Source organism: Phyllobacterium sp. (assembly GCF_037994425.1).
Taxonomy (GTDB): domain Bacteria; phylum Pseudomonadota; class Alphaproteobacteria; order Rhizobiales; family Rhizobiaceae; genus Phyllobacterium.
This window is the reverse complement of the sequence record NZ_JBBNAM010000215.1, coordinates 1-20268: the sequence shown is the minus strand read 5'-3', so window position 1 is coordinate 20268 and position 20268 is coordinate 1. Positions and strand designations below refer to the sequence as shown.

Here is a 20268-nt window from a genome sequence, read left to right as displayed (position 1 = left end):
TAGAGAAAGGCTTTAAGATTTTTCCATGCCAGACATTCACCCCGACCATCACCACGACAATGAACTCGACCCGATGGCTGCGCGCGTTAAGGCGCTCGAGACCATCCTGACGGAAAAGGGTCTTGTCGATCCCAAGGCAATCGATGCGATCGTCGAGACCTACGAGACAAAGGTCGGCCCGCGCAATGGCGCAAAAGTCGTGGCGAAGGCCTGGTCGGACCCGGAATTTGCCGATTGGCTGAAACGCGATGCGACAGCAGCGATCGCTTCTCTCGGCTTTGCCGGGCGGCAGGGTGAACACATGCATGCCGTGTTCAATACTTCCGATACGCATAACCTTGTGGTCTGTACGCTCTGCTCTTGCTATCCTTGGTCAGTGCTCGGTTTGCCACCAGTCTGGTACAAATCGCCTCCTTATCGCTCGCGGGCCGTCATCGATCCCCGTGGCGTCCTTGCGGAATTCGATCTGGTCCTTCCCGAGACGACAAAAATTCGCGTTTGGGATTCAACCGCCGAACTGCGCTATCTCATCGTGCCCCTGCGTCCGGCGGGTACGGACGGCTTTAGTGCGGATCAGCTTGCAGAGCTCGTCACACGCGATTCGATGATCGGCACCGGACTGGCGTTGACGCCGGAGGCGGCATGAACGGCCCGCAGGACCTCGGTGGGCAGATGGGGTTCGGCCCGGTCGCGCCGGAAATGGATGAGCCGGTGTTTCATGCCGATTGGGAAAAGCGCGCTTTGGGACTGACGCTTGCTGCCGGCGCGATGGGGCACTGGAACATCGATGAAAGCCGGCACACACGCGAGAGCCTGCATCCCGCCGACTACTATTCCTCCACCTACTACGAAATCTGGATCAAGGGCCTCGAACGTCTGTTGCAGCGACATGGTTTCGTAACCGCCGAGGAACTCGGCGAGGGGCACGCGACCGGAAAAGGGACTGAGCCGAAGCGCATCTTAAAGGCTGAAAATGTGCCGGCCGCGCTTGCGAAGGGCGGTCCCTGTAACCGTCCGATCGACGGACAGCCGCGTTTTTCGGCAGGCCAAAAGGTGCGAACGCATAATTTCAACCCGGAGACGCATACGCGACTGCCGCGTTATGCGCGCGGCAAGACCGGCATTGTCGAGGCCGTGCGGGAAGGCTTCGTGTTCGCCGACACGAACGCGCATGGCAAGGGCGAGAGCCCGCAATTCGTCTATACGGTGACTTTTGCGGCGCCTGAGATATGGGGCGAGGGTGCTGACCCGACTTTGACCATCAGCATCGACGCCTGGGAGAGCTATCTTGAGCCTGCGTGACCTGATCACGCATTCCAAGGGACTCCCCTCCAACGACGGCGGTCCGGTTTTTGCCGAACCGTGGCAGGCTGAGGCGTTCGCCATGGTCGTCGCCTTGCATGACAGGGGTTTGTTCAGCTGGGATGAATGGGCGCATGCGCTCTCGGCAGAATTGAAACGTCCGGGCGCGCTAGAAGACGCAAGCGATTATTATCATTGCTGGCTGGAGGCTCTGCAACACCTCGTTGTAGCCAAGAATGTTGCGGCGAAGAGTGAAGTCGATGCGCTGGCGGCATCCTGGCAACGCGCTGCCCATGCCACACCGCACGGCCAACCCATAAAACTTGAAAACGACCCGGATCGATCCTGAGATGCTGATTTCATTGAAAGTTCGCCGAAGGGCGGCCCTCATTCTTGCGTGCGCAGCAGTTTTTGTCGGCGGTGCCGCCTTGGCACAGGATGCCGATTGGCCGACATCCGGCGAGGACGATTTGCGCAAGGCCATCAGTGGGGCGACGCTGACCGGCGAAGTCAAGGCGGAGCCGCCGTTCAATTTCAGCGAGTTCCTGGCGCCGGACGGCAAGTCGCGGGGCAAGATGATCGAATGCTGCAAGCCTGAGCAGGTCGTCAGCAACGGCATGTCCTATGCCGGTGAATGGACCCTGGAAAAGGAGAACCTGTGCCTCGCTTATGAGGGTGAAGCAGAGAAGATCTGCTGGCGGCTGCAGGTGAAGGGCGACCGGTTTCGCATGACTGACCAGAAATTCGGGCGGGTCGGTGAAGGTCAGATCCGGCCGGGAAATCCGGATAATCTATAGTATAAGACGATAGCGCGCCATTTTCCTTGCCCTTTGGCCGCGAATCCTGTCAGTCAAACCCATGCAACTGTCTCCGCAACAGGGCGAGGCGCTACGAGCCGTTTCGATATGGCTGAAGGAAGGGCGCCGGCCGATCTTCCGCCTGTTCGGCTATGCCGGGACGGGCAAGACGACGCTTGCGCGCTACTTCGCCGAACATATTGACGGCGACGTTCAGTTCGCTGCCTTCACTGGCAAGGCTGCCCAGGTGCTTCGCTCGAAGGGCGCGGCCAATGCGCGGACACTGCATTCGCTCATTTACCGGCCGCGCGGCGAAGAGACGGTCGAGGACGAGACGACAGGCAAGACGAGTATCGCACCAACCTTCTCGCTAAACCGGCAGAGTCCGGTAGCCAAGGCAAAGCTCATCGTCGTTGACGAATGCTCAATGGTTGACGAACAACTTGGAAAGGATCTGCTGAGCTTCGGTACGCCCATCCTCGTTCTCGGCGATCCCGGCCAGCTTCCGCCCATTTCCGGGGGTGGCTTCTTTACCGAACACCAACCGGATTTTCTCCTCAGCGAAATTCATCGGCAGGCACGGGACAATCCGATCATCCGGCTGGCGCTCGACGTGCGCGAAGGACGCGAGTTTGGTTATGGCGACTATGGCGCTGCAAAGGTCATTGCCAAAACCGATGTGACGCAGGATCTCGTGCTCGGCGCCGATCAGGTGCTTGTCGGGACGAACCGGACGCGCCGGCGCTATAATCAACGCCTCAGGGAACTCAAGGGCTTTTCCGCTGCATTTCCGCAGGCCGGCGACAAGCTTGTGTGCCTGCGCAACGACCCCGCCAAGGGCCTGCTCAATGGTTCATTGTGGAAAGTAATGACGTCTTCGCGTGAAACGGTGAAGCCGGGCATCAACCTCCTTGTTGCGCCAGAAGACGAAGAACCGGGAAGGGGCGTCGCCAAAATCAAGCTGCTGAAGGCGCAGTTCGAGGATCCGGACGCCGAAATTCCGTGGCAGACGAAGAAACGCTTCGACGATTTCGACTATGGCTACGCGCTGACGACGCACAAGGCGCAGGGTTCGCAATGGGATGACGTGGTCCTGTTCGACGAAAGCTTCGCTTTCCGCGATACGCGTGAACGCTGGCTCTATACGGCGATCACCCGCGCGGCGGAACGGTTGACCGTGGTTCGGTAGAGACGCGTTAGCCTTCAGCTAAATTCAATCCTTCGTCAAAAGACTTCGCTCGTCTGGTTAGCCGTTTTGCAGTTGAATGCCGGCGAGGAGGTGTTTGGCGATGCACGACGAAACAAACCAGAATGTCTGGGACCTGCCGCATACGTTCGACTACAAGGGCCAGCCTGTCCGCTTCAACGTAACCGGGACTGGTGCCCCGTTGGTGTTCGTTCATGGTACGCCGTTTTCCTCGGTCATATGGCGACGAATAGCGCCCCATTTCGCCCGTAGCAGACGCATCTACTATTACGATTTGCTCGGCTACGGCCGGTCGCATATGGACGACGGACAGGACGTTTCGCTGGGTGTCCAGAACGACGTCTTCGCGGCCTTGCTTGCACATTGGCAGATCGATCGGCCCGATATCGTCGCGCACGACTTCGGCGGAGCGACGGTGCTGCGCACACACCTCGTCAACAAGGTCGATTACCGATCTTTGACCTTGATCGATCCGGTTGCAATTGCGCCGTGGGGATCGCCCTTCGTGCAGCACGTGCGGAAATTCCAAGCGGCTTTCAGCGGCCTCCCGGCGTATATCCACGATGCGATCCTTGCTTCGTACATTGGTGGCGCCGCGTTTCACCCGCTATCGCGGGAGAGCCTTGACCTCTACTGCACGCCATGGCGCGGCGAGAGAGGACAGGCGGCGTTTTACAGGCAGATTGCACAAATGGACCAGCGATTCACCGACGAGATCGCCGATACGCTACGGGATATTCGTTGTCCGGTCTCGATACTTTGGGGTGATGAGGACCAGTGGATCCCCGTCGAACGTGGCTATCGCCTGGCTTCGATGATACCAAATGCCGAGTTTCAGGCCACACCGTGCGCCGGCCACCTGATGCAGGACGATGCCCCAGAAGCTATCGTCGCGGCGTTGAAAGAGTTTCTCCGTTAGAGTCTCGCGCCGTTCTTTGGCGTTATCCATTCGTAGATGCGGGGGGCGATCAAATTTCGATAGGACCTTGAACGAATTACCAATGTCTTATGTCGTATTTCTCAGGTAGAACAATGTAAGTCCTTCTGCGCGGAATTCGACGATGACTGCAACACTCTCCGTCAACCTCAACGCCATTGCGATGCTGCGCAACCGCCGCGACCTGCCTTGGCCGAGTGTCACTGGTCTCGGCCGCATAGCGCTTGCGGCGGGGGCGTCCGGTCTGACCGTCCATCCGCGCCCAGATGAGCGGCATATACGCTTTTCCGATCTGCCCGAGATCCGCGCGCTTATCGACGATGAATTTCCCGACGCGGAGTTCAACATTGAAGGCTATCCGACGGCGGAGTTCCTCGAACTCGTTACCAAGAATGAGCCGGAGCAAGTAACCCTTGTTCCCGATGATCCTGCGCAATCGACGTCCGACCATGGTTGGGACGTCGTCGCAAAGGCTGCATTCCTGCGTCCGATCATTGCACGGTTAAAGGAGCAGGGAACACGCGTCTCCTTGTTCATCGATCCCGATCCAGAAGCGCCCGCCGGGGTCAAGGCGCTTGGGGCCGATAGGGTCGAGCTTTACACAGGTCCCTATGGCGGCGCCTTTGACAACCCCCGCCGTGAAGGCGAAGAGCTTGCCAAGCTCGAATTGGCCGCTTCGGCTGCGGCAAAAGCAGGGATTGCAGTCAACGCGGGACACGATCTGACGGTCGCCAATCTGCCGGCGCTGGTCAAAAAAGTGCCAAATCTGGTTGAAGTTTCAATAGGTCATGGGCTGACTGCCGACGCTCTAGCCCACGGAATGTCGCGGTCTGTGGAAAGATTTCTCGATGCGCTTCGAGCTTAGCCCCTTGATAAGGGAGCGCGATTTGATTTGCCATGCGTTTTTGCATACCGTGAGTCTAGAGCTATGAAGAAATGGCGATTGATATTGCGATGCAACACGGCTAACTCGTCCGCCCACGCTGTCAGAGCGAGGAAAAAATTGCATGAGTGACCAGCAATTGGCTGACGAGAACTACTACAAGGATCCCGTCACCCATGACCCGGATATGCATCACCACAAAGAGACGTTTCCGGTACTTGTGCTTGGTGCACTCGGTGTCGTCTATGGTGATATCGGTACGAGCCCGATCTATGCATTCCGCGAGGCACTGCATGCTGCTTCTCTAGACGGAAGCTTGAGCCGGACCGATGTGCTCGGTGTCGTCTCAATGATCTTCTGGGCGCTTACGGTCATTGTCACCATCAAATACGTGCTGTTCGTACTGCGGGCCGACAATGACGGCGAGGGCGGAATTCTATCATTGATGGCGTTGGCTCGGGCGAGCTTCAAGACTCGCCCGCAACTTATCTTGGGCCTCGGGATTGTCGGCGCGTCGCTGTTTTATGGCGACGCGGTGATTACGCCGGCCATTTCCGTGCTTTCGGCGGTGGAAGGTCTGGAGATCGTCACGCCGACGCTGGAGCCGTTCATTGTTCCGATCACCCTCGTCATCCTGCTGACGCTGTTTTCCGTCCAGCGCTTCGGCACGGCGCGTGTCGCCACCGTTTTCGGTCCCGTCACGCTGCTCTGGTTCCTTGCGATCGGCTTCTTCGGTCTTTGGCATCTCGCCGACGACCTCAGCGTCTTTGCCGCCGTCAATCCGGACTATGCGTTCGAATATATCATTGACAATCCAGTCACGGCCTTCCCGACGATTGGTACGGTGTTTCTAGCCGTCACGGGCGCTGAGGCGCTCTATGCGGATCTTGGCCATTTTGGCCGCAAACCCATTGCCACGGCCTGGATGTGGATTGTTTTTCCGTGCCTGTTGCTCAATTATTTCGGCCAGGGCGCATTTATCCTGGCGCATGGCGAAGCCGCCAAGAACCCGTTCTTCGAAATGTTTCCGCACTGGGCACTGCTGCCCATGGTTGTGCTCGCGACGATGGCGACGGTTATCGCCAGCCAGGCGGTGATCTCGGGTGCCTACTCGCTGTCGCGTCAGGCCGTTCAGCTCAACCTTCTGCCGCGCCTCAACATCGAGCACACATCCGAAAAGCAGTCGGGCCAGGTCTACCTGCCACGGGTCAATGTGCTCCTCGGCCTTGTCGTCATATTGCTGGTCCTCGGCTTCGAGCGCTCGTCCAATCTCGCTTCAGCATACGGCATTGCCGTCACCGGCAACATGCTGGTGACGACGACGCTCCTCTTCATCGTGATGCTCCGCATCTGGAAGTGGCGCCTGTGGGTCGCAATATGCCTGACGCTGTGCTTCCTCATCATCGACCTGACATTCGTCAGCGCCAATTTGATCAAGGTTGTCGATGGCGGCTGGGCCTCGCTCGTCGTTGCCTTCCTTATCGTGCTCGTAATGTTTACCTGGGTGCGCGGCAGCCGCCAGCTCTTCGAGAAGACCCGCAAGGGCGAGGTGCCTCTCGATCTTATCTCGCGCAAGATGGCCGAAAACCCGCCGACACTCGTTCCCGGCACCGCCGTGTTCCTGACTGGCGATCCGAAAAGCACGCCGACGGCGCTGATGCACAGCCTCAAGCACTATAAGGTTCTGCATCAGAACAATGTTATTCTCACCGTCATCACCGCTCCGACGCCCCTGGTTAAGAAGAGCGACCGCGTGCGCATTGAGCCGATCAACGACCTCTTTATGCGGGTGACGCTGACCTTTGGCTACATGGAACGCCCCAATATTCCACGTACGCTCGCCATCTGCCGCAAGCAGGGCTGGAAGTTCGATATCATGACGACATCCTTCTTCCTATCGCGGCGGTCGCTGAAGGCGTCGGCACGGTCCGAAATGCCGCGTTGGCAGGACAGGCTTTTCATTGCACTGGCACGCACGGCGAGCGACGCAACCGAATACTTCCAGATCCCGACGGGCCGTGTCGTTGAAATCGGTACGCAGGTGAATATTTAAATCGGTGGCCGGGCGCGCCACCGGCCCTTGATCGTTTCAGCCCCTCTTTCTTTCCAAAATAAATTCCTCGACCGCGCTTGCCAAACCTACCGTACCGTACTAAAAACCTCGCCGTAACGTACGGTACGGTACGGTAGGAGTTATCGCGTGCAGCCCACAGTCGATGTCAGCGAGAGCGGATTGACCGAGCGTCAGAAAGACGTGCTCGATGCGGCACTGGCCCTTCTGGTCGAGGCCGGGGATACGCTTACGATGACAAGTGTCGCGCGACGCGCCAGCTGCTCAAAGGAAAGCCTCTACAAGTGGTTTGGTGATCGCGACGGGCTGCTGACCGCAACGGTGCAATGGCAAGCCCTGAAGGTGAGGGGTGTGCCGGTGGATCCCGGGGCATTCAATCTTGCATCGCTGACCGCCGGTCTCGAGCGCTTTGCCGCCGATTGGCTGCGCGTGCTCGGCGGCAATATTTCTGTCGCGCTCAATCGCGTAGCCGTGGGACATGCGGGCAGCGACAAGCACGATCTCGGCGCCATCGTTCTCGAAAACGGCCCATTTGCCATGGCGCGGCGCTTGAAGCCATTGCTCCAGCTCGGGCGGGAAACGGGCCTGTTGGAGTTTCAAGAAATGGACGAGGCGTTTCGCACCTTCTTCGGACTGGTCGTCCGAGATGTGCAAATCCGGTTGCTGCTGGGCGATCGGCTCGGATTGACTGAGACGGCGATCGACGGGGATGCACGGCGAGCGACACAACAGTTTCTGGCTCTCTACGGAGTTCAAACCAAACCGGCCATAAACGGCCACCAATCCTAATCAGGGAAGGAATAGATCGATGCGCGTATATTATGACCGCGATGCGGACATCAACCTCATCAAGTCGAAGAAGGTTGCCATCATTGGCTATGGTTCGCAGGGCCGCGCCCATGCGCTCAACCTCAAGGACTCCGGCGCCAAGGACGTGCGCATCGCGCTCCGCCAGGGTTCCGCGACCGCAAAGAAGGCCGAGGCTGATGGCTTCCAGGTTGTCAGCGTTGCCGAGGCTGCCAAGTGGGCGGACCTGATGATGATGGCAACGCCGGACGAGCTCCAGGCCGACATCTACAAGGAACACATCGCCGACAATATCCGTGATGGCGCAGCGATCGCCTTTGCACACGGCCTCAATGTCCATTTCGGCCTCATTGAGCCAAAGAAAACCGTTGACGTCGTCATGATCGCGCCGAAGGGCCCGGGCCACACCGTGCGCGGCGAATATCAGAAGGGCGGCGGCGTTCCCTGCCTGATCGCCATTCATCAGGACGCCTCCGGCAATGCGCATGACCTTGCGCTGTCCTATGCCTGCGGTGTTGGCGGCGGCCGCTCCGGCGTCATCGAAACCAATTTCCGCGAAGAGTGTGAAACCGACCTTTTCGGTGAACAGGTCGTTCTCTGTGGAGGTCTCGTCGAACTGATCCGCGCCGGCTTCGAAACGCTGGTCGAGGCAGGCTATGCGCCAGAGATGGCTTATTTCGAGTGCCTGCACGAGGTGAAGCTGATCGTTGACCTGATCTATGAGGGCGGCATCGCCAACATGAACTACTCGATCTCGAACACGGCCGAGTGGGGTGAATACGTCTCCGGTCCTCGTATCATCACTGCCGAAACCAAGGCAGAGATGAAGCGCGTCCTGAAGGATATCCAGACCGGCAAGTTCACCTCGGACTGGATGCAGGAATACAAGGCCGGCGCATCGCGCTTCAAGGGTATCCGCCGCATGAACGATGCGCATCAGATCGAAGAGGTCGGCGAAAAGCTGCGCGGCATGATGCCGTGGATCGGCAAGAACAAGCTGGTCGACAAGGCCAAGAACTAAGGAAATTCGTACGTGAAATGGCAAAGGCCGGTGGAGCGATCCACCGGCCTTTGTTTTGCTGCATCCGAGAACTGGCGGGCTTTACAAATCGCATTCGCGACGCGGCGCGTTGTAGGGCTTGAACGTGTTGTCGGAGGCTCGATAGGACTGGTACCGTGCGCGGCATCGCTGGACCTGGCTTGGCCCCGACGGGCCAACCGGACGGCGCACCCGGAAATCGTAGCAGCGCGACGATCCGGTGCAGTCAGGCGACGCAATGTTTGCCGGCGAGCCATTTTTAAGGATGATCGGCTGGCGTGGTATGACATCGAGACCGCGTGGCGCGGGGCGATAGGTCTGCACTTCCTGCGCCGATGCCACAGCGATGAAGGTGGATGCGGCTAGGCCGATAGCCAGCGCAATTTGCAAGCGTTTCATGAGTCCAGTCTTTCCGTTCGTCATTTAATATAGGCGCGTCGGGCCGCAATAGCCACTGGTGGTCATGGCCGAACCCGATTAGGTTCCAGCTGAGCAACGTTGCTTTTCATCGAATAGTTTCAAATCCGGATTGTCCGTATGCCCGTCCGCATTGCCACCTTCAATGTCGAGAACCTGATGAACCGGTTCGATTTCTCTGGTTTCCGCAACAACCTCAATATGGACCGCTCGCTCCAGCTCTTTCAGATTCAGGATGAGGCGCAGTTCAGGCAGCTCGAACAGGCCCGTGCCATCGCCCACGCCGATGACACGCGCCAGTTGACAGCCCTTGCCATTGCCGAGACTCACGCTGACGTACTTTGCCTGCAGGAAGTCGACAATATCGGCGCACTCAATGCCTTCGAGTTCGGTTATCTGTTCAAGATGGTGGGCGAGGGATATCGGCACAAATACATGGTTGAAGGCAATGACAGCCGTGGCATCGATGTCGCCGTGCTCATGCGCGAGCAGACCCGCTATGGCGAACCGATCGAATTTGTGTCGATGACCAGTCATGCCCATGTGACCTACGACGATTTCGGCATTTACGACCCGCAACTTGCCTTCGTCGGAATTACGACCAATGAGCGCATTTTCAAGCGCGATTGCCTGGAGATCGATATACGCATCGCCGGCAAGCCGCTCACCCTGTTCGTCTGCCATTTCAAATCGATGGGCTCGCCTCGTAATGGCCTCGATGGGCGTACGTCGACAATGCCGGTCCGCATCGCCGAGGCGAAAGCCGTGCGGCGTATCATCACGGACAAGTTTGCAGGAAGCGGCGGATCAGCGGACAAGCATTGGGTCATCTGCGGTGATTTCAACGATTATCGCGAGCGCGTGGTGATCGGTGGCGATTCGCTTGGCGGTTATACCTTCGCCCCGGTGAACGACCCAGTCAGTTGCGTCGATGTGCTGCTTGAAGGCGGCTTCTGCGAAAATCTGGTTGAGAGGCGGCCAATCATGGACCGCTGGACGCTCTATCATACGCGCGGCCCGCAGGAACGGCACCTTTGCCAGCTCGACTACATTCTTGCCTCTCCCGAGCTCGCGCGGACCAATGGCAAGGTTCTGCCGGACATCATCCGCAACGGCCAGCCGCACCGAACCATATTTCCGCCCGGGCAGGATGTTGAACGCTTTCCACGCACCGGTTGGGATCGTCCCAAGGCCAGCGACCATTGCCCCGTAGCAGTCACACTCGATATGGTTTGAACAATGCAGAATATCCCGGAAGGCGAGGTCATTCCGCTGAAGAGCGCGGTCGTGCGAATTGACAGCGCGGCCTTGAACTATGAATTGCAGAACAGCGCGGAAATTGCGGCATATTGGTCGCGCGTAACCGCCGCCAATCCGGCCCTGTTCAACGGCCCGTTTTTCATGGCGGAGGAGGCGATCATGACGGATCAAAACTTCCGTGCGCGGTATCACCGCACGCGCTTTGCGACGATGATGCACTGGAAGGCCAATGACTTGACGGACAAGCCCTGGCACATTTTCGGTGTCGGCGTCATCGTTTCGAGCGATGGCAAGCTGATCGCCGGCCGGATGGCCCCTTCGACCTCGGCTGCAGGCCGCATCTATTTTCCGGCTGGGTCTTTCGACGAGGACGATGTCAGCGGCGACCACATCGATATCGACGGCAATATGTTGCGGGAGGTCGAGGAGGAGACCGGAATCAGTCTCGCCCGAGCAACCGACCGGGACGAGCGCATTTATCTGGTGACGGTCAATCGAAGCATAGCGCTCTTCCGGCGCCACTATTTCGACACAAGCGCCGATGACATCCTCGCGCGCATTCGTTCCCACATTGCCGCCGAGGAGGATCCGGAACTCGATGATATTATTGCAATTTCCGCTGCCGGAGAGATGGGCGCGGTGACGCCGCCCACATTTCGCGCCTTTGCCGATTGGCACTTCGGCTAGTGGAGTTATGTGACTCCAGCATTCGCTTGAGAGGCCCGTATCAATCGGGATGCGAATGCTGGTATCGACCACTAGTCTTGAGCTTATTTGCCGACAGCGTAGTATTTCCGGTCTCGGTCACGCCATAATGTAACGGTCACAAGGTTTGGCTTGAACAGGCGCGACCATACACTAATTTCTGCGGCACTCATGCGGGGAGAACGCAAATGGCCGGTCGGAACTACGAAGTCTATGACGTCTTTACGGACAAGGTGCTGGCGGGGAATCCCCTCGCCATTGTCCATGACACCGACGGACTCGATAGCGAGGCGATGCAGAAGATCGCGAGGGAGTTCAACCTCTCCGAGACGGTGTTCGTGCTTCCGGCCAAGAGCCCCGCACATACGGCTTGGGCTCGCATCTTTACCCCCCACTATGAAATGCCCTTTGCGGGCCATCCGACTGTTGGCACGGCGATTGCGCTTGCGCATCGGCGTTTCGAGGCCATCGAGGAGGATCAAGACGCCCTGATCATCCTTGAGGAACAGGTTGGCCCTGTACGCTGCGGCGTCCGCCTGAGCCCGTCCGGCGCGTTCGCCGAATTCGACCTGCCGAAGCTTCCGGTCGAGATTCCCTACAAATACGACAAGATCGCGATTGCCAATGCGCTGCGTCTTGAACCGCGGGAGATCGGCTTTGAGAATCACGTACCGAGCATCTGGGACGCGGGCGTCCCTTTCATCATGGTGCCGGTTCACGGTCTCGAAGCTGCCGACCGCATCAGGATCAACCAGACGGCGATGAAGGATGTCGCGCCCACCATCGGGCATCGCCAATTGCCGGTCTACTGCTATTGCCGCGAAACAATACTACACGACAGCCACTTCCATTCCCGCATGTTCGTGAGCGACGACGGCACTTACGAGGACCCGGCGACTGGCTCGGCGACAGCCGCTTTTGCGGGCGCTGTACACGCTTTCGACAGGCCTCTCGACGGTGTGATGCGGCTCTCGATCGAACAGGGCTACGAGATGGGCAGGCCATCGCGGCTGCAACTCGAACTAGATATTGCCGACGAGAAGCTCGCTGGCGGGCGCATTGGCGGTTCGGCGGTCAAGATCGCGGAGGGTCGGCTTTTTGCCTGATACCTCGCCCGACGTTGTTCCTGTTGGCGACCGTCATAAAGTTTTCAAGAAGGGCTGGACAGGCAGGAATTGCCCCGTTATAGAGCCCTCACTTTCGGTCGTCACAGCGGCTGACGGGCACATAGCTCAGTTGGTAGAGCAGCTGACTCTTAATCAGCGGGTCGTAGGTTCGATCCCTACTGTGCCCACCATTTAAAATCAGCAACTTAGGGCGTTTTGCTCTAGTTGCTGATTTTCCCCTTGGCAACACATTGGCAACAAATTTTCGGGCATTTGTTCTGTTTTTGTGCACGAGCAGCTGGAACTCCGGTGCTGATGTCGGGTAACGGGGAAATATTGTGGACGCAAAAAAACCTGCAAAAAAGTTTCCCAGCGATTGGCCGAAGCTCAGCAAGCAATAGGGGCTGTATTCAGCAATCATCTACAATTCTCACTGTAATCTCGCCTGGATTTGCACTTTGTTGGGTGCTCTCTCAAATTCCCATAAAGTCCGCTTCAGAAGCTTGCCATCATCAAAGTTCGGCTGCCCAGATAACTCAGCGTGGAAATCATGCACTACAGGTCGTTTATCAGTTGTCACGTTTCAGTGCTACAACGGCAGTTTCTTTGCGGTGGTTTCTCAATTGGCGCTGGTGCTGCAGTGCCTTAAAAAAAGTCTCCGATAGTATCTCTTTGGCAGGACGCATGTTCGACAACTCCTCGAGCGTAAGGGGAGCGTCGTCCGAATCTACGGGCTCGTTCAGGGTCTCTTTGTGCTGCGTCACGTCGTGCTTGCCTCCAATGGTAGTCGTCCGCGCCATCGGCCATGCTTTTCTTTTTTGCAGATCGGAGGGAAAATTCCATACATCTCAAAAAATACATGCCCACATACACTCAAAAATACACCTAAGCTACTGATTTACAATTACAAATATGGATGTATGGAAATTTCGGCAAAAGATAGAGATATAGGCATGCAGACGCGGGATGCGGGTATGCGGATGCGTACAGCGTAAGCTATCTATATATAAATAAATTCATACAAAAACATATTATTATATATATCAATGAGTTAGATGTATGTTTGGCATGTATGCGGCCAAAAGTGAAAAATACATCCATACAGGATTGACGAGTAGCGAACGTTATTCGACCATTTCGCTAGTTTGAAAACACGGGCATTGGAACATGCAGGCGATCATTGGTGGAAACAGGGTAGTTGCGATATCTGAACGCGATTTGGCGCTCTTCGTCAGATCGGCGGAAGCGAAACCAAACGCAACGATGACAATCAATCGCTTCGCCTCTTCGATCGGGGTAACCGGAGCGTTTTTGAGAAAACAAGAGCTCGATTGGCCGTTGGATCAACGCGGCCGTATCAAGGTGGGTGCCGCAATCAAACTTTTGCGATGGTATGGATATCCGGTCCAGCATTGGATCGCCAGGCTACGGGCCGACAAGTTGAAGGGCGAGTATCGCAAACAGAAACGGGCGGTGCATGAAATCAATGCCAAGCACCGGCGAACTAATGGCTTTGACCGGATGGCCAGAGGTGCGGCATCTCATTCAGGCGGATGCATCGAAGCGTTGAACCCATAATGTAACCGTCATTGTGATACGTTGCCACAAATTCGATCAAAGATAGTCCATTAATGAAATCAACATCTTATAAAATAAAAAGGTACTCCGACGACGGTGCACCTATGCGGGGAGCGTGGCCGGGCAAGCTTTTGCTAGCGACAGATTTCAATAATTGTTATGCGTCTTGTGCGTCATGCATATCTGCTGTCACTTAAAACGTAACTCCTGCCGGTTTTTAGGCACTCAAACAACAGTAGATGCCTGCGCGGGCGTATGGTCCGTCGTGAGACGACGGTCTGCTCTTATGATCCTGCGAAAGCTGTGGCAGCAATGCGCCTTGATTTCGGTCATTGCGGCAGGTCTTGCCTCATCCCAAAACCGGACGTTCATCTTGGTCGCTTGATCGACCGCTCGCCGATCGCGGCCAACGTTCAATGTCGAACTCGTAGCGAACCGCGTACGCAGATCCGGAATCGTTCCGCTTTGGGAGCTGCGGCGCCAAAAATGAACGCCGGCAAAAAACAAATGTAAGCCGCATTTCATGCGAGCGATGCGGCTTCACCGAGATGTCTGCGGCGGATCAAACGCTTAAAGAGTGTCCCAATTGTCCTTTTTCGAAATGGATTATAGGTTTACAAGCGGTTGACCTCGACTAATCGCGGCCAACTGCTTAAACCGCGCCGTTGTTAGAAAAGGATAGAATTGCAAGGGCAAGCGCCACCGAATCCAACGCTTGCGGCTGATGAAGCGACCGCCTTCGGTTCGTTCGTCCTCTATGCGGGGCGGCATCTGTTGCTCAAAGACGGCGAGCCCGTCGCAATCGGCTCGCGGGCGCTCGAAGTTCTCATCACATTGACCGAGCGATCGGGCGAGCTGGCAACGAAGGATGAACTAATCGCGAGTGCCTGGCCAAATACCACGGTTGAGGAGTCGAACCTTAGAGCTCAGATCGCGTTGCTTCGAAGGGTGCTCGGCGACGATCAAGCCGCTCCCCGGTATATCGCCGCCGTCCCTTCAAGGGGCTACCGTTTCGTTGCTCCTCTCACCCGTTCCCGCGTTGAAAACGAACCCGGGACAACAACTGCGCCGAACAACCTTCCACGACAGCTGATCCAAGCCATCGGACGGGACGAAGCGATCAAGTTCGTCGAAGGACGGTTTAAACGGTCACGGATGGTGACGATCGTTGGACCAGGCGGCATTGGAAAGACGACCGTCGGCCTTCGTGTGGCGGAACAGTTGTCATCATCGCATAAGCACGGCCTTTGCTTCGTCGACTTGGCACCGATCACGAATCCTCAACTCGTCCCTTCAGTCCTAGCTTCACAGCTGCGCCTGCCGGAGACATCGGGTGACCCGACCGCGACCCTTATCGGGTATCTTCGCGAAAAACAGATGTTGCTCGTGTTCGACAGTTGTGAACTCGTTCTCGAAGCGACTGCCCGCCTCGCGGAGACCCTGCTCCGCCAAGCGCCGGAAATCAGCATTCTGGCGACCAGCCGCGAGGCGATGCGGGTAGAAGGCGAAAGCGTCTACAGGCTCCCCCCTCTCGACCTGCCACCGCCGGCGGCGGGTCTGACTGCCGCTGACGCGTTGGAGTTCCCGGCAATTCGCTTGTTCGTCGAGAGGGCGACCTCGTTCGCGAGCGGGTACTCTTTCGACGACGACGAAGCACCCGTCGTTGCGCACATCTGCCGCCAGCTCGACGGGATCGCTCTCGCTATCGAGCTCGCGGCGGCGCGGGTGGAGGCATTCGGCACGCGCGGGATCGCGGAACTTCTGAACGATCGACTGCGGTTGCTGACGGGTGGACGGCGCACCGCTCTGCCCCGCCATCAAACCTTGGCAGCAATGATCGACTGGAGCTACGGGGCGCTCTCTGAAGGTGAGCGTAAAGTCCTGCGTCGACTTGCGGTGTTCACTGGCGATTTCGGGCGGGACGCGGCTGTCGCCATTGCAACCGATCCGACCGCCCCCGATCGCGATGTACCGAGTCATCTTGCTGACCTCGTCGCCAAATCCCTGGTGTCGGTAGACGCTCAAGGCAAGTTCGCTCGATACCGTCTGCTCGACACAACGCGGGCGTTCGTTTTGGACAAAGTTCGGGATGACGGGGAGCTCGACGCCGTCATGCGGCAACTCGCGACCTATCTGTGCGAAGTCTTACGGCATTCGCAGGAGGAAGTCGAAACCTTGCCGAGCGAAGAATGGCTGTCGAGATATGGTATCCACATCAACAATGTGCGCTTCGCTTTGGACTGGGCCTACTCGGATAATGGCGACTCGGAAGTGGGCCGCGGGCTTACCGTCGCGGCTATTCCGATATGGTACCAGCTTTCTCTGGTCGACGAATGCCTGACTAGCGTTCGACGAGCGCTGCTGGGTATTGCCCCCGGAGAGCGAAGAGACGAAAACGCGCGTCAGATCATGCAGCTCTATAGAGCGCTCGGGCTTTCACAAGCTTTCAAGATCGGGTTTGCGCCACAAGCTACGGCCGCGTTCGCCAAGGCGTTGGAGATATCGGAAGAGCTCGGCGACCTGGACGCTCAGGCCGAAGCTCTCTGGGGCTTGTGGGTCGCACAGGTAGGAATGGGTGAATATAGGGCGTCGCTCGGAAGCGCCGAACGTTTCGCGGTGGTAGCAGAGAGTGGACTCGATCGTTTCATCGGTGACCGCATGCTCAGCATGACACTCTTCTGCATGGGGGACTTCCGGGGTGCCCGCCGTCACGCCGATCTGATGCTGGCTCATGATCTCTCGGCTGGAATCGCCTCCGCAAGCTCGGTCCGTTTTAGGTTCGGCCAGTCAGTTTCGGCACGAATCCAGCCAGCTCAGCTCCTGTGGATGCAAGGCTTTCCAGATCAGGCGATCAAGGCGGTCGACAGCGCCGTTGAGGCCGCGCGGGGTTCGGGCCACGCAATCTCATTGTGTGAAGCCTTGGCGCGCTGGTCATGTCCTGTCCTGGTTCAGGTCGGAGACTTTACGGCGGCGGATTTTGCGATCACAGAGCTGCTCGACCTGGCGACAGCGAATGCGCTCGGACCATGGGAGGTGTTCGGCCGATGCTGGAAGGCAGCGCTTCTGATCGATCGAGGGCTTCCTGAGCGAGGCGTTTCTCTCCTTCGGAACGGGTTGGCTGAACTGCGCCAGGTAAAACTGTTCAATCTCTACAATGTCCGATTTCTCGGCTATTTGTCCGGGGGCTTGTCCTCTCTGGGACAACACGTCGAAGCGCTCTCTTTGGTGGATGCGGCGATCAACGCCAGCGAAGAAAAGGAGGAGCTCTGGTGCGTCGCGGAACTCCACCGTCTGAAGGGAGATGTCCTTTGGCGAGGCGGCGACGACCTCGAGAGCGTCGAACGATGCTATCGCCATTCGGTCGAGTTGGCGGAGCGGCAGGACGCCCTATCCTGGGAGCTGCGAACGACCACCAGTTTGGCCCGTTTGGTGCGCGACCGCGGGGACAGCGCTCGGGGGCGTGCAATGTTGGCCGCGGTATATAATCGGTTCACCGAGGGATTCGACACAGCCGACATGGTGGCGGCCAAGGTTTTGTTGGCCGAGATGTCCTGACCTGCCGACATTCTGTGCTTGTCCCCATCACAAGTTTTCACCACGATTCACTGGCGTGAGAACTAGCTGTTCTGCCATCTTCTGTCCGTCGTCGAATAGTCGTCGACACCACATCAAGGGCATGCAGATGAAGACCATCGCCACCACTATGGACGCGCTCGTCCTGAACGAAACAAACTCCGACCTCGTCCGCACAACCATGATCCGCCCAGCGCCCACGTCAGGGGAGGTCCTTGTGCGAGTCAAGGCGAGCAGCGTCAATCCGCTCGATCTCAAGATCAAGAGCGGCCAGGCTCCCCACGCTCGACATCCCTTACCCGCCATCCTCGGAATGGATGTTGCCGGAGTCGTCGAAGCCGTCGGCCCCGGCGTGACCGCCTTTAAGCCGCAGGACGAGGTCTTTGGCATGACCGGTGGTATCGGCGGTCTCCAAGGTTCGCTCGCGACCTATGTCGCCGTCGACGCCGACTTGCTTGCTCCCAAGCCCACAAACCTGACCATGCGCGAAGCCGCCGCGTTGCCGTTGGTCTTCATCACCGCTTGGGAAGGCCTTGTTGACCGCGCGCAGGTCCAGGCGCGTCAGAAGGTACTGGTACTCGGTGCGGGGGGTGTCGGCCACGTCGCGATCCAGATTGCTCGGGCTTTCGGTGCCGAGGTCTTCGCAGTGGACAAGGCCTCGAAGCAAAGCCAGATCGAGGAGCTCTGCGCAACGGCTATCGACCGCCATCAGACGACCGTCGAGGAGTATGTGAAAGACCATACGGGCGGCCGCGGCTTCGACATCGTCTACGACACCGTGGGCGGGGCCGGGATCGACGCCGCGTTCAACGCCGTGACGCGCTTCGGCCATGTCGTCAGCTGCCTCGGATGGGGCACTCATTCGCTTGGACCGCTCTCGTTCCGAGCCGCAACCTACTCGGGTGTCTTCACGCTCCTGCCGATCCTGACGGGGGAAGGCCGGGCCCATCACGGGCATATCCTGCGAGAGGCGAAGCGGCTCGCGGAAGCGGGAAAGATTACCCCTATCGTTGATCCGCGCCGTTTCAGCTTCGAGACTGTTGCGGAAGCATATGCCGAAATCGAGCACCGGACCGCCAACGGCAAAATCGTGATCGACGTCGCCGACTAGGGCCTTCAACCGATTAAACAAAGGATAGATGTGATGCCATTCGTCAATGTGAAACTGGTCGACGGCGTCTTCACGCCGGAAGAGAAACACGCCTTGGCCAAGGCCTTGACCGATGTCATGGTCAAGTTCGAAGGTTCGGAGGCGTTTCGCGAGGTAGTGTGGGTTCTCATCGAAGAACTGCACACCGACGGCTGGCACATCGGCGGCAGGCCATTCGAAGGGCCCAAATCTTTGATGACGACGCTCTCGAAATCCAAGGACGTCGTCGAAATGATCGACGGCACGCCCACGACCCGGAAGGAGTGGGCAGCAGCAGCGCCAGTTCTGGGCTGAACACTTCGCAATCTCGACACGGCCAAAAGCGAAGGCGTCGGACCGCCAACATCCGAGGCTGCCAGTGGAACCGTGTCTGTCCCACAGAGAGAATAGACATGAACACGAGCACGCCCATCACTGCGACGAGACGGGATGTCCTGATCGGGACCGGAGCCGTCGTCCTCGCTACGACGTTGCCTCTGGGGGCCCTTGCCGCCACGGCATCGTCGAACTCAAACAGAGCAACCATTGAAGACGGGAGTGAGACCATGAGCACCATCAAGACGAAAGACGGCGCGCAGATTTTCTACAAGGACTGGGGTTCCGGGCAGCCGATCGTGTTCCACCACGGTTGGCCGCTCAGTGCCGACGACTGGGACAACCAGATGCTGTTTTTCCTCGGGAAAGGTTTCCGCGTCATCGCCCACGACCGAAGGGGCCACGGCCGCTCTAGCCAGACCTCCGATGGCAACGACATGGATACGTACGCGGCCGACGTCGCAACCCTCGCCGAAGCTCTCGACCTCCGCGACGCCATTCACATCGGTCATTCGACCGGCGGCGGCGAGGTCACCAGGTATGCCGCTAGGCATGGCAAGGGCCGGGTCGCGAAAGCGGTCCTCATTTCCGCGATCCCTCCAGTCATGGTCAAGTCCGCCGATAATCCGGGTGGCCTTCCGATAGAAGTCTTCGACGGCTACCGCGCGGCTTTGGCCGCAAACAGGGCACAGCTCTACCTCGATATCGCGAGCGGGCCGTTCTACGGCTTCAACCGCCCTGGCGCGACCATCTCCGAAGGCACGATCCGCAACTGGTGGCGTCAAGGTATGATGGGCGGCGCAAACGCGCATTACGAGTGCATCAAGGTCTTCTCCGAAACCGATTTTACGGAGGACCTGAAGGCCATTACTGTCCCGGTCCTGGTGATGCACGGCAGCGACGACCAGGTCGTCCCTATAGCCGACTCCGCGGAACTTTCCGTGAAGTTGCTCAAGAACGGGAAACTCAAGGTCTATGACGGCTACCCGCACGGGATGTTCACGACGCATGCCGACGTGATCAACGCGGACCTCTTGGCTTTCATCAAGGCCTGACCGCTGGGCGGACCGCGAGGCCTGCCTCGACCTCCAACTCCAGTTCGAAGCCGTCGGCTCGCTCGA

Annotated in this window: 17 protein-coding genes, 1 tRNA gene and 1 pseudogene; 18 read left to right on the top strand and 1 reads right to left on the bottom strand. The window is 58.1% G+C overall.

Annotated features, from left to right (window positions below; genetic code table 11):
* Positions 1-25: 25 nt before the first annotated feature.
* The 10 genes from nthA to ilvC all read left to right on the top strand — a co-directional run bounded on the left by nthA (position 26) and on the right by ilvC (position 9025).
* Entirely contained in the window at positions 26-646 is a 621-nt protein-coding gene (gene nthA, locus AAAB35_RS15065) for a nitrile hydratase subunit alpha (protein ID WP_340669093.1), read from the top strand.
* Positions 643-1302, top strand: coding sequence for a nitrile hydratase subunit beta (gene nthB, locus AAAB35_RS15060; RefSeq protein WP_340669092.1), 660 nt, complete (start codon positions 643-645; stop codon positions 1300-1302). Before nthA ends, nthB begins: the two co-directional genes overlap by 4 nt.
* The gene (locus AAAB35_RS15055; protein ID WP_340669091.1) at positions 1289-1651 is read left to right on the top strand and encodes a nitrile hydratase accessory protein; all 363 of its coding nucleotides are present in this window, start codon (positions 1289-1291) and stop codon (positions 1649-1651) included. Before nthB ends, AAAB35_RS15055 begins: the two co-directional genes overlap by 14 nt.
* A 1-nt stretch (position 1652) precedes the next feature.
* The gene (locus tag AAAB35_RS15050; RefSeq protein ID WP_340669090.1) at positions 1653-2099 is read left to right on the top strand and encodes a hypothetical protein; all 447 of its coding nucleotides are present in this window, start codon (positions 1653-1655) and stop codon (positions 2097-2099) included.
* Between the two features lie 61 nt (positions 2100-2160).
* A complete protein-coding gene (locus AAAB35_RS15045) occupies positions 2161-3288 on the top strand; it encodes an ATP-dependent RecD-like DNA helicase (RefSeq protein ID WP_340669089.1) in 1128 nt (375 codons plus the stop codon).
* 100 nt (positions 3289-3388) lie between these two features.
* Positions 3389-4225, top strand: a complete 837-nt coding sequence (locus AAAB35_RS15040; protein ID WP_340669088.1) for an alpha/beta hydrolase — start codon at positions 3389-3391, stop codon at positions 4223-4225.
* Positions 4226-4367: 142 nt separating this feature from the next.
* Positions 4368-5108 (top strand): pyridoxine 5'-phosphate synthase, encoded by a 741-nt coding sequence (locus AAAB35_RS15035; RefSeq protein WP_340669087.1) that lies wholly within the window; start codon positions 4368-4370, stop codon positions 5106-5108.
* A 205-nt stretch (positions 5109-5313) separates the two neighbouring features.
* Positions 5314-7179 carry a potassium transporter Kup gene (locus tag AAAB35_RS15030; protein WP_340669101.1) on the top strand — a complete coding sequence of 622 codons (1866 nt, stop codon included), beginning with the start codon at positions 5314-5316 and terminating at the stop codon, positions 7177-7179.
* Between the two features lie 147 nt (positions 7180-7326).
* Positions 7327-7986 (top strand): TetR/AcrR family transcriptional regulator, encoded by a 660-nt coding sequence (locus tag AAAB35_RS15025; RefSeq protein ID WP_340669086.1) that lies wholly within the window; start codon positions 7327-7329, stop codon positions 7984-7986.
* 19 nt (positions 7987-8005) lie between these two features.
* The gene (ilvC, locus tag AAAB35_RS15020) at positions 8006-9025 is read left to right on the top strand and encodes a ketol-acid reductoisomerase (protein WP_340669085.1); all 1020 of its coding nucleotides are present in this window, start codon (positions 8006-8008) and stop codon (positions 9023-9025) included.
* 81 nt (positions 9026-9106) lie between these two features.
* Here ilvC and AAAB35_RS15015 read toward each other — a convergent pair.
* A pseudogene (locus AAAB35_RS15015) lies at positions 9107-9229 on the bottom strand (BA14K family protein); the annotation flags it as partial.
* 351 nt (positions 9230-9580) lie between these two features.
* Between AAAB35_RS15015 and AAAB35_RS15010 the strand changes: the two are divergent.
* The 8 genes from AAAB35_RS15010 (at position 9581) to AAAB35_RS14975 (ending at position 20202) form a co-directional block, all read left to right on the top strand.
* Positions 9581-10696: an endonuclease/exonuclease/phosphatase family protein gene (locus tag AAAB35_RS15010; RefSeq protein WP_340669084.1), complete on the top strand. Its 1116-nt coding sequence runs from the start codon at positions 9581-9583 to the stop codon at positions 10694-10696.
* Between the two features lie 3 nt (positions 10697-10699).
* Entirely contained in the window at positions 10700-11407 is a 708-nt protein-coding gene (locus tag AAAB35_RS15005) for an NUDIX hydrolase (protein ID WP_340669083.1), read from the top strand.
* 206 nt (positions 11408-11613) lie between these two features.
* The gene (locus tag AAAB35_RS15000; protein ID WP_340669082.1) at positions 11614-12531 is read left to right on the top strand and encodes a PhzF family phenazine biosynthesis protein; all 918 of its coding nucleotides are present in this window, start codon (positions 11614-11616) and stop codon (positions 12529-12531) included.
* A gap of 115 nt (positions 12532-12646) precedes the next feature.
* Positions 12647-12722, top strand: a tRNA-Lys gene (locus AAAB35_RS14995).
* Positions 12723-14793: 2071 nt separating this feature from the next.
* Positions 14794-17664: a winged helix-turn-helix domain-containing protein gene (locus AAAB35_RS14990; RefSeq protein WP_340669081.1), complete on the top strand. Its 2871-nt coding sequence runs from the start codon at positions 14794-14796 to the stop codon at positions 17662-17664.
* A 127-nt stretch (positions 17665-17791) separates the two neighbouring features.
* Positions 17792-18793 carry a zinc-dependent alcohol dehydrogenase family protein gene (locus AAAB35_RS14985; protein ID WP_340669080.1) on the top strand — a complete coding sequence of 334 codons (1002 nt, stop codon included), beginning with the start codon at positions 17792-17794 and terminating at the stop codon, positions 18791-18793.
* 33 nt (positions 18794-18826) lie between these two features.
* Positions 18827-19126 (top strand): 4-oxalocrotonate tautomerase family protein, encoded by a 300-nt coding sequence (locus AAAB35_RS14980; RefSeq protein WP_112532566.1) that lies wholly within the window; start codon positions 18827-18829, stop codon positions 19124-19126.
* A 251-nt stretch (positions 19127-19377) separates the two neighbouring features.
* Positions 19378-20202 carry an alpha/beta hydrolase gene (locus AAAB35_RS14975; RefSeq protein WP_340669100.1) on the top strand — a complete coding sequence of 275 codons (825 nt, stop codon included), beginning with the start codon at positions 19378-19380 and terminating at the stop codon, positions 20200-20202.
* Positions 20203-20268 lie beyond the last annotated feature (66 nt).

Bases quoted from the DNA above. Each gene is read 5' to 3' on its own strand.
- nthA (WP_340669093.1), top strand. From the start codon at position 26: ATGCCAGACATTCACCCCGACCATCACCACGACAATGAACTCGACCCG.
- nthB (WP_340669092.1), top strand. From the start codon at position 643: ATGAACGGCCCGCAGGACCTCGGTGGGCAGATGGGGTTCGGCCCGGTC.
- AAAB35_RS15050 (WP_340669090.1), top strand. From the start codon at position 1,653: ATGCTGATTTCATTGAAAGTTCGCCGAAGGGCGGCCCTCATTCTTGCG.
- AAAB35_RS15045 (WP_340669089.1), top strand. From the start codon at position 2,161: ATGCAACTGTCTCCGCAACAGGGCGAGGCGCTACGAGCCGTTTCGATA.
- AAAB35_RS15040 (WP_340669088.1), top strand. From the start codon at position 3,389: ATGCACGACGAAACAAACCAGAATGTCTGGGACCTGCCGCATACGTTC.
- AAAB35_RS15035 (WP_340669087.1), top strand. From the start codon at position 4,368: ATGACTGCAACACTCTCCGTCAACCTCAACGCCATTGCGATGCTGCGC.
- AAAB35_RS15030 (WP_340669101.1), top strand. From the start codon at position 5,314: ATGCATCACCACAAAGAGACGTTTCCGGTACTTGTGCTTGGTGCACTC.
- ilvC (WP_340669085.1), top strand. From the start codon at position 8,006: ATGCGCGTATATTATGACCGCGATGCGGACATCAACCTCATCAAGTCG.
- AAAB35_RS15010 (WP_340669084.1), top strand. From the start codon at position 9,581: ATGCCCGTCCGCATTGCCACCTTCAATGTCGAGAACCTGATGAACCGG.
- AAAB35_RS15005 (WP_340669083.1), top strand. From the start codon at position 10,700: ATGCAGAATATCCCGGAAGGCGAGGTCATTCCGCTGAAGAGCGCGGTC.
- AAAB35_RS15000 (WP_340669082.1), top strand. From the start codon at position 11,614: ATGGCCGGTCGGAACTACGAAGTCTATGACGTCTTTACGGACAAGGTG.
- AAAB35_RS14985 (WP_340669080.1), top strand. From the start codon at position 17,792: ATGAAGACCATCGCCACCACTATGGACGCGCTCGTCCTGAACGAAACA.
- AAAB35_RS14980 (WP_112532566.1), top strand. From the start codon at position 18,827: ATGCCATTCGTCAATGTGAAACTGGTCGACGGCGTCTTCACGCCGGAA.
- AAAB35_RS14975 (WP_340669100.1), top strand. From the start codon at position 19,378: ATGAGCACCATCAAGACGAAAGACGGCGCGCAGATTTTCTACAAGGAC.